The organism is Cupriavidus sp. UYPR2.512, from assembly GCF_000379565.1.
Taxonomy (GTDB): domain Bacteria; phylum Pseudomonadota; class Gammaproteobacteria; order Burkholderiales; family Burkholderiaceae; genus Cupriavidus.
In genome coordinates, this window is record NZ_KB903012.1 from 1 (window position 1) to 2,502 (window position 2,502).

The window sequence follows — 2,502 nt, forward strand, 5'->3', positions numbered from 1 at the left end:
TGGCGCGCGTTGTCCGCGTTCTGGCGCACCGTACTGGTCAGCTCTTCCATGCTCGACGCCGTCTGCTCCAGCGACGCCGCCTGCTGCTCGGTGCGTTGCGACAGGTCGTTGTTGCCCGCGGCCACCTGGCGCGTTGCCGTGGAGATGCTGGCCATGCCTTCCTGGATCTCGTGCACCACCGACTGCAGGCTGCGCTGCATGGTCTGCATGGCCTGCGCCAGTGCCCCGATCTCGTCAGCGCTGCGGTGCTCGAAGCGGGTGGTCAGGTCACCCGCGCCCATGCGCAGCGCAAAGTCCAGCATGTGGCGCACCGGACGGTGCACGCGCGCCAGCAGCATGGTGCCGGCCGCGAACGACGACGCCAGCGCCAGCGCAAAGCCGCCCCACAGCCACGGGCGCAAGGCGGCCACGCCTGCGCCGCCCTGGGCTTCCACCGCAACCAGTGCGGCCAGGAACCACACCATGCCGCCTGCCTGCGCCCACAGGATGCGGCGCTTCAGGTTCAGGCGCAGCAGGCCCTGCACCAGGCCGCGCAGCCCGGTGCGCACCACGGCGCCGTGGCGGATCGCCAGCCCATGCGCGCGGCCGGCCCGGAATCGTGCGTAGGCGGCGCCGGCGGCTTCCACCTGCTCGCGCGTCGCCATCGAGCGCACTGAGGTGTAGCCGACCATGCGGCCATCGACGCGCGTGGGCGTCACGGTCGCATTGACCCAGTAGAAGTCGCCGTTCTTGCGGCGGTTCTTGACCACGCCCATCCAGGTGCGGCCGGCCTGCAGGTCCTGCCACATGTCGGCAAACGCTTGCGGCGGCATGTCGGGATGGCGCACCAGGTTGTGCGCCGCACCGAGCAGCTCCTCGGCCGCAAAGCCGCTCGCCTCGATAAAGGTGCGGTTGGCAAAGGTGATCCGGCCCTTGAGGTCCGTGCGCGAGATCAGGTAGTCCGATGGAGAAAGCTTGTATTCGCGCTGCGTAACGGGTTGGTTGTTTCGCATCTATGACAGTACTGCAGGCCCGGGCGCGGCAATGTGCTGCGCCTCGGGCGGGTTCGGTCCGGCAGGCGGGGGCTCTCCGGACAAAGTTGGCGCTACCGCGGGATCACGCCACCGCTTCGAGCGCGGCGAGTTCTTCGGTGTTGAGCAGCTTCTCGATATCGACCAGGATCAGCATGCGTTGCTCGACCGAGCCCAGCCCGCGGATATAGTCGGTCGCCAGTTCGCCGGAGAAATGCGGCGTGGGCTTGATCTGCTCTGCGGCGAGGGTCAGCACGTCGGACACGCCATCCACCACGATGCCGGTGGTTCGGTCGTTGAGGTCGACAATGATGACGACCGTGTACTGGTCGTAGCTGACGTTCTGCTGGCGGAACTTGATGCGCAGGTCGATGATCGGCACGATGATGCCGCGCAGGTTGATCACGCCCTTGATGTAGTCCGGTGCATTGGCAATCTGGGTGACCGACTCGTAGCCGCGGATCTCCTGGACCTTCAGGATGTCGACGCCGTATTCTTCCCGGCCCAGCGTAAAGGCCAGGAACTCCTCGCCCGCGCCGTCTGCCTTGTCGATGTGCTTCATCGTCTAGCCCCCCAAAATTGGCTCATGCTGGTTTGCTGGTACTGCGGCTGCCTTGGCCGCTGCAGTCACCGGGGCATGACTTCACCCACCAGTGTTTACGGCTGAATTCGGGGAGACTGAAGGGCGACGCCGGGCTTTCCTTACCCTTCCGAGGGAGGGGACGCCGATGGCAGCAGCGCGGCCACGGCCTCCATCAGCTTGTCCGGATCGAAAGGCTTGGGCAGGAAACCCGAGGCGCCGGCGGCGCGGGCCTGCTCGCGGATGTTGCCGTCGTGCTCGGTGGTCAGCATCAGGATGGGGATGCGCCCATAACGCTCAGTAGCGCGCAGGCTGCGGATCAGCGTGAGGCCATCCATTCCGGGCATGACCTGGTCGGTGACCAGCATGCCGAAGCTGGCGCCTGCGGCCAGCGCATGCGCCTGGTCGCCGTCGGCGGCCTCGGTCACGTCAAACCCTCCCGCGCGCAGGCAGGCGCCGATCATGCGGCGTAGCGAGGGGGAATCGTCGACGACGAGGATGCTGGGCGATGACATGGGCGCCTCCGGAATACAGGAACGTGGTTGGTCCGCCAGGCAGATGGAAGATGCGCCGGCGACGGATGGGCCAGCGCAGGGCCGCTCCGCCAACGCGGGCAGGTTGCCAGACCGGTTATCGGCGGCGGTGCGGGCAGACTTTAGGTTCTTTGCTGATTGGCGGGAGCGGGTTTCTGGCTGTGGCGCTGTGGTTGGTTGTCGTGCTTGACTAGCGTGGGCTGTTTCGCCGGCGTAGCCGGCGAGTCACTTTTTGTCCGAGCGCCAAAAAGTAACCAAAAAACGAGTCGCCTGAGCGGCTGGCTATAAAGTCATCGGCGTTGGTGGTTCGGGCGGTGGTGATTTCCGCTGATGTGATTGGTGGTTCGAGCCAGCTACGCTCCCTGTCTGGTGCCTGCGT

4 protein-coding genes are annotated in these 2,502 nt (G+C 66.2%); all 4 read right to left on the bottom strand.

Annotated elements, in window-relative coordinates; all coding sequences use genetic code 11:
• The coding region (locus tag A3A5_RS0117710) for a methyl-accepting chemotaxis protein (protein ID WP_018311877.1) at positions 1 to 992 on the bottom strand (992 nt) is incomplete at its 3' end.
• Between the two features lie 103 nt (positions 993 to 1,095).
• Complete coding sequence (locus A3A5_RS0117715) at positions 1,096 to 1,572, bottom strand: chemotaxis protein CheW (protein WP_018311878.1); 477 nt, start codon at positions 1,570 to 1,572, stop codon at positions 1,096 to 1,098.
• A 140-nt stretch (positions 1,573 to 1,712) separates the two neighbouring features.
• Positions 1,713 to 2,105 carry a response regulator gene (locus tag A3A5_RS0117720; protein ID WP_018311879.1) on the bottom strand — a complete coding sequence of 131 codons (393 nt, stop codon included), beginning with the start codon at positions 2,103 to 2,105 and terminating at the stop codon, positions 1,713 to 1,715.
• Positions 2,106 to 2,313: 208 nt separating this feature from the next.
• On the bottom strand, positions 2,314 to 2,502 hold a 189-nt coding region (locus tag A3A5_RS44880; RefSeq protein WP_232431376.1), incomplete at its 5' end, for a hypothetical protein.